Raw genomic sequence first — 6,623 nt, 5'->3', positions numbered from 1 at the left:
ATAACTCATCAGATGTAAAAAATTTGCGACACAACCTCTAAAAAGCCAACAAAAAGGCCGGACAGATGACAGTGCTCAACTACACTCCATAAAATCAAAATTTGTCTTGCATTCTAGGGGGCGTCCACAGATGCACCAACGCAATAACAGCCCGTGACGGCTAGCTTCCGATAACAGCATTCCCCAGCAGACACTGTATTGAGGCTGGCTTAGTGATGCAGCCTCACAGCCACATTATTTTAAACGCCCGTGAAGTATATTCGCGAAAATCTATCCCCATTAACCTCAGCCTCGTGAACTGCGCTATCCGCATGTTCAAAGAGTTTGTGAGTTTTGGATAAGCTAAGGAAATAGGACGCTTGATAACGTTTCTCCGGATCGTACCGAGCATAGCGTCAAGATATGTGTGCTACGCTTCCCGGTAGCATTGGCTCAAAACGGGTCGAATTGATTCCGCGGGCCTCAAGTTCTTTTGAGAGTCGAATAGCTGGATCATTCCATGCTTCGTCTGTGAGTTTAAACACGCCCCAATGCATGCCCAGGACTTTATTTGCGTCCAGATCACACATAATTTGGATGGCTTCCTCTGGATCAACATGTTGAGGGGCCATGAACCAACGAGGATCATAAGCGCCGCATGGCAGAATTGCCAAATCAGGCGATCCAAATTGTCGTCTCATATCGCGGAAAATCCTCCCTGTGCCATATCCGGTGTCCCCTGCAAAATAAATCAATCTTCCAGACGTTTTAACCATAAAGCCGCACCAAAGGGCCATACGACGATCACGTAAGCTGCGGCCTGACCAATGGTTTGCTGGAACGATGTGAATTTCCGAATTTTGGCCGATTGAGACAAAATCTCCCCAATCACCTGTCTCGATAAGAGCATCTGGCAAGTAACGCCGGATCAAAACATCATTGCCCAATGGTGTAACGAACAGCGGCGAATGCCCCGCCTTAAGCTTTCTTAAGGTCTGTACGTCAAAATGGTCATAATGGTTATGGGAAAGCAAGATTACGTCGATCGGCGGAAGGTCGGTCAATGCTATACCGGGAACAGCGACACGTTTAGGTCCGACAAGGTGAAAAGGACCCGCGCGATCTGACCATACTGGATCGGTGAGGAGATTAAGACCGGCAATTTGAATGAGAACCGTCGCATGACCGACCATTGTAACGGTCAATTCATCCACACGACTTGCAGGCACAATCTGCTGAACATCGATCTTAGTTGGCCAGGCGTTTTTAGGAGAAGCACGCTGCCAGCGTAGTACTTCGTGTAAGCTATGATCAGTCACGGGTTCACCTGGGTTGTAGAACCTTTGACCGTCGAAATGGTCTGTTACTGGCCCGCTATAATAGGGGTTTAATCGCACTATTCCGCCACTCTCTGATTTGACAGCCGACTGAACTAACTCTCGTTACGTCTGAGGGGCATTTTCAGTTAGCAGCAGCGTTGGTTCAAGCTTTTCAAGACCTTGATATGGGTTCGCATGGATTGCCAAAATCCATAAACATAAGGTTGCACTAAAGGAAAAAATTGTTAATGCCATGCTGCCAGCGCGTGTTCTGTCAGCATGGGTTGAAGCGATTGTCATGATCGTCATCAATGTGAGTGCCAATACCAAATACCATTTGTAAGCATCAACTGACGTCGTTCCGACTGCCAACCTCAAGTTTCTCGAATTTTGCAGAATATCAAAATCATTGAGAAGGTGAGAGATAATAGGTGTTGGTATACCGCTTTGGCTTATCGCAAAAATTTCATTTCGAATATTCTGTAATGCTGTCTCAACGGAGGCAACCGGGCGCAGATTGATATTCTTGGTCCACTCATCATCTATGACAGCTGTTCTGTACTTTATCAAAGCTTCACGCAGTTGAGGTGCATTAATTGCCGGGGAATTAGCAGTACCAATCAACCGCACAATTGCTGAGCGCTCATCACTGGTGGCTTGGTCGGCTTTTGAACCGACGGCCCAGATGTCGGCTGCCACAAAGCCAAGCGCCAGCGCCCAAGCCGTAGCCACTGTCCCTATAAATGCTCCGATAGGAATTGAAAGATGATTGCGCTTTGCATGTCTTGCCAAAACGCACAAAACCAAACGTCCAAATATAAAGAACACAATACCCAAAGCTGTGAAGGCTAAAAAAGACGTATAAACAGAGAGTTGAAATACTGCGGTCATTCAGTGAATCCAAACTGATAACTAGTTATCGATCTGCCAGGATTGCTTCGCATTCCCGGGCGTATAAGTTTTAGCTTTTAATAATCAACCGCCACGATACTCATAACCATCTTCACGCTGAGCTCTCTTATTGAGATGCTTTTTAAGTGCCTCTATTTGTTCAGCGCTCCAACCCTCTATGCCAGTTACTTCTAACCACGCATTTAAATAGTGATCCGGCGCATAAACGTGTCCATAGCCCATCGGCACCGTGTCCGCTAAAGGCATGTCGATGAGTATTTGCAACATGCTTACAACAGGATACCATCCCAGCATAGGCGAGACGTCTGGACCTCTCGGCGATTTCATCCAGTCGGCTTCCTGATAGGCCAGACTTTTATCAAAAAAGGTGATCGCATCGCTGGCGTATTGTAAATAGACGAAACGCGTGTTGCCCCATTTCGCTGTATTGCCCTCAGGCGTGCCGCTCTGGTTCATGAAGCGCACAAACCGTCCATCCTGAAAAACCGGCAACCATTCTGTTGATCCGGCATCGCGAGTATTGGTCAGCGAGCGCCATTTTTCACTTGGAAATGGTGGGCCACTCCAGACCGCGCCGTTGATTGGATCTCCCAGAATATCAAAGAAAGTTATAGAACGCTGGGAATTGAAGGCACCGAGGCTAAGTCCATGAAGATAGAGTTCTGGACGCTGATCAACCGGCAGTTTTTTCCAATGATCATAAACTGCCCGGAAAAGCGCCTGTGATGAAGCAAGTCCGTTTTCTGGTTGAAATAACAGTGAAAGCGGACTGTTTAAATAAGAATACTGCAAGGCAACGCTTGCGACATCGCCGTCAAACAAGAACTCCAGTCCATCAATTGCGGACGGGTCAACCCACCCTGTGCCTGTTGGCGTGATGACAACAAGTGCGGCGCGATCAAAAGCACCTGTGCGGATTAATTCACTTAGTAGTAATTGAGCGCGTTCATCGGGTGTATCCGCAACCTGCAATCCAGCGTAAAGCCTAATTGGCTCCAGCGCGGCTCGCTTGTTAAAATCACTGATTTCGGATGCCGTCGGTCCTGACGCTACAAATTCTCTTCCGGCACGACCCAATTTGCGCCAATCAAGTTTTGACTCCGGGTTGCCAGCGCGCTCAGCTATGAGGGGCTGCGGACGGTCCGGTTCGACCAGAGCATCAAATCGTTGAAAAGAACTGTCTAATACGCGGAATGAATACTCAACTAAGACGCCGTTCGCGATTGTAAATATGAGAGCAAACGTTATTGCTGCGCCAACAATAATCGATACTCTGCGCGGAAAATAGCTATTGAGTTTATTGATTATCATCCGGCCAAGTACGATTACGCCACGCGCCAAAATAAGAAGAACGCCAAAGCTCACAAGGGCGAGCGCGCTTACACTGAATGGGTAACCGCTTTCTACAGGCTCCATATTCAAAACGCTGCGGATCGAGTTTTGCCAGCTTGCCGTTTGATACAAGGCCACGAGCATGATGCTCAAGCAAATGATAGCCGCTAATATTTTGGCATATTTTAAGATCTGAGCATTGAGGCTGGGTAGCTCTAAGTAATACCATAACCAACGCAGAAACACCCCGATGCCATAACCAGAACCGAACGCTACACCGGCCAGAATACCCTGAAAGACGTAATTACGCGGTATGAGGCTGGGTGTTAGTGAAGCAGCAAAAAATAACGCCCCAATTACAAGGCCAGAGCCACAGAAAGAGCCTCTCACACGAAGTTGCTTTTTAAGCATATAACAATATTCCCCGCCTCTAAATCCCCAGTTTGTCGACGGTTATTCATTTGGTGATGAATTTGCAAATGAAAGTGATAAAATACCCATCTTATTCGCCTTATTTCACAGAGAAACATGCTTTCAAGTGCATTGTATTCTAAACAGGAATCTGAAACTGCTTATTTTAGATATCGCATAGTTAGACCAAGCGTTTTATTGAGCGATATTTTGTGGGGAAGGGGCATCGCGTTGAATTGGCGTATTTTGATAGTTGGTCTGGCCTTATGTGTTCCGCAAAATGTTTATGCGGCAGATAATGTCTACAATGAGCAGTATATTGGGCCCTCGTCAGAGATGGTGCGTCCAAGCTTTGCACTGCAAATTACACCATACATCTGGGCAACGGGACTTAAAGGAGAGGTGTCACCTTTTGGGCCGGGGCCAACAGTAGGTGTGGATCGTTCCTTCTCAGATGGTAGGGACGGTCTCAATGTCGCAGGTTTCGTAAATATATGGGGCCGATATGAGCGGTTCGTGCTTTCTGCAAATGTGATGTACACGGACACAACTGACAGTGATACATACAGATTTCCGGGCACTTCACAGTTGCCTGCTATAGACGTTGCGGGAAGTATAGACACAAAGCAATTTATGGGAACCCTTCAAGGGGGGTATCGTGTCCTCGACGTTCCCGGTCTTACTCTTGATGCACTGGGCGGCATCCGTATATGGCACATCTCCAACGAAATCACCGCAAGCGGTTTAGGACGATCAGAGAGTTATCACGAGAGCTTCAGCTGGGTTGATCCTGTGGTTGGCTCACGTATGTTTGTCAATCTGGCTGACAGGCTGTCCCTGCAAGCGCAGGCAGATATCGGCGGATTCAGTGTCAGTTCTGATTTGACCTGGTCTGTTTTGTCTACGGTCAATTATACGCTCACTCAAAATCTATCGATGTCCGCTGGCTATAAAGTGCTGGATGTCGATTATAAGCATCATGGCCACGTCTATGACGTTCGATTTAGCGGCCCTGTGCTCGGGGTTACATATCGTTTTTAATGCGGCTTCCCAACTGGCATGACTTGGGAATGACAAATCATACGGATTAATAGTTCGGGGGAATTAGATGCTAAAGTCACTTGGTATAATGCTGATAAGTTCAGTGCAGGTGTTCCTCACGGTAACTGCGCTACAAGCGCAAACGCGATCACAGCCGGAAACCATTTTTTCGAATGTTCGAATTTTCGACGGCACGAAGTTGACGTCTCCCATGAACGTACTTGTCACTGGCAATCAAATCGCCAAGATTTCCGCTGATCCGATCGTGGCGGATAACGCTGCAATCCAGATTGCCGGTGAAGGGCGTACACTGATGCCAGGTCTCATCGATGCGCACTGGCACACGTTCATGGTTGCCCCTTCGATGGCGGTGGCGACCACCGCGCCTATAAATTTCGTTACATTGCTGGCTGGCGCTGAGGCTGAAGCAACTTTAATGCGTGGCTTTACCAGTGTTCGAGATTTAGGTGGCCCGTCGTTTGGTCTCAAGATGGCCATCGACAGAGGCGTTATCCCGGGTCCGCGCATTTGGCCATCGGGAGCTATGATTTCTCAGACAGGCGGTCATGGCGACTTTCGTATGTTGTCTGAAATACCATCACCGTCGGGCGCATTGAGTTACGCAGAACGTGTTGGCATGTCTGCTATAGTAGATTCACCGGATGAAGTACGAAAGCGAACGCGTGAGCAATTATTGCAAGGTGCGAGCCAGATTAAAGTGGTTTCTGGCGGCGGAGTGTCATCGCCTTACGGACCGCTTGATACGGTTCAATTGAGTGTAAAAGAGATCCGTGCGGCGGTAGAGGCTGCTGCAAATTGGGGCACCTATGTAACGGTTCACGCCTATACGCCGGAACCCATCCGCAATGCGATTGAAGCTGGTGTCAAGGTTATTGATCATGGTCAGCTTGCGGATGAAGAGACCGTAAAATTGATGGCTGAGAAGGGGATTTGGTGGAGCCTCCAACCGTTTCTTGATGACGAAAATGCAAACCAACACGCACACGGCGATGGACAAGCTAGTTCAGCGGCAGTTCGTGCCGGTACAGATAATGCATATAAATTGGCTAAGAAACACGGTGTAAAAGTTGCTTTTGGCACGGACATCCTTTTTGATGCCGCACGCGCCGCACAGCAGGGATCGCAACTCGCGACGATGACGCGATGGTATACGCCTGCGGAAGTCCTTAAAATGGCAACTGCAGACAATGCCGAGCTTCTAGCATTATCAGACCGGCGCAATCCTTATCCTGGAAAGTTGGGTGTTGTTGAAGAAGGTGCGCTTGCTGACTTGCTTTTAGTGGACGGTGACCCGATTGCTGATATCGAGCTGTTAGCTGATCCAAGCAACAAATTACTCGTGATTATGAAGGACGGACAGATTTTCAAAAATCAACTGTAGGCCGCTCCGACATATTTACCGGTAATAGCGATCCATTTCAGGGCTACGTAGAGGAAATTTCTGCCCTAACTGGCATTGCCAAGTTGTTTGATCTAGTTGTTTCCGGTATCGATGTGGCATGAAATTACCGAGTTCTTTTCCCCGGTTGAAGGGGTTTCGTTTTCCGCGTGAGATTGTCGCTTATGCAGTATGGTTGTGTCGCAAATTTTTTACATCTGATGAGTTAT

Annotated in this window: 5 protein-coding genes and 1 pseudogene; 3 read left to right on the top strand and 3 right to left on the bottom strand. The window is 47.9% G+C overall.

Going from position 1 to position 6,623, the window contains the following annotated elements; genetic code table 11:
• Nucleotides 1-395 precede the first annotated feature (395 nt).
• The 3 genes from CEV31_RS12300 to CEV31_RS12290 form a co-directional block, all read right to left on the bottom strand.
• Complete coding sequence (locus CEV31_RS12300; protein ID WP_210190917.1) at nucleotides 396-1,376, bottom strand: MBL fold metallo-hydrolase; 981 nt, start codon at nucleotides 1,374-1,376, stop codon at nucleotides 396-398.
• Nucleotides 1,377-1,421: 45 nt separating this feature from the next.
• Nucleotides 1,422-2,189, bottom strand: a complete 768-nt coding sequence (locus CEV31_RS12295; RefSeq protein WP_094507371.1) for a bestrophin-like domain — start codon at nucleotides 2,187-2,189, stop codon at nucleotides 1,422-1,424.
• A gap of 84 nt (nucleotides 2,190-2,273) precedes the next feature.
• Nucleotides 2,274-3,953 (bottom strand): alpha/beta hydrolase, encoded by a 1,680-nt coding sequence (locus tag CEV31_RS12290; protein ID WP_094507370.1) that lies wholly within the window; start codon nucleotides 3,951-3,953, stop codon nucleotides 2,274-2,276.
• Between the two features lie 198 nt (nucleotides 3,954-4,151).
• Between CEV31_RS12290 and CEV31_RS12285 the strand changes: the two genes are divergently transcribed.
• From CEV31_RS12285 to CEV31_RS20905, 3 genes and pseudogenes are all read left to right on the top strand, one after another.
• Nucleotides 4,152-4,994, top strand: a complete 843-nt coding sequence (locus CEV31_RS12285; protein ID WP_235818087.1) for an opacity family porin — start codon at nucleotides 4,152-4,154, stop codon at nucleotides 4,992-4,994.
• A gap of 211 nt (nucleotides 4,995-5,205) precedes the next feature.
• Nucleotides 5,206-6,396 (top strand): metal-dependent hydrolase family protein, encoded by a 1,191-nt coding sequence (locus tag CEV31_RS12280; protein ID WP_328587690.1) that lies wholly within the window; start codon nucleotides 5,206-5,208, stop codon nucleotides 6,394-6,396.
• A gap of 118 nt (nucleotides 6,397-6,514) precedes the next feature.
• A pseudogene (locus CEV31_RS20905) lies at nucleotides 6,515-6,623 on the top strand (IS6 family transposase); the annotation flags it as partial.

The sequence above is a fragment of the Brucella thiophenivorans genome, assembly GCF_002252445.1.
GTDB lineage: Bacteria > Pseudomonadota > Alphaproteobacteria > Rhizobiales > Rhizobiaceae > Brucella > Brucella thiophenivorans.
Note: the sequence above shows the minus strand (reverse complement) of the source record. Positions and strands in the feature narration are given on the sequence as shown.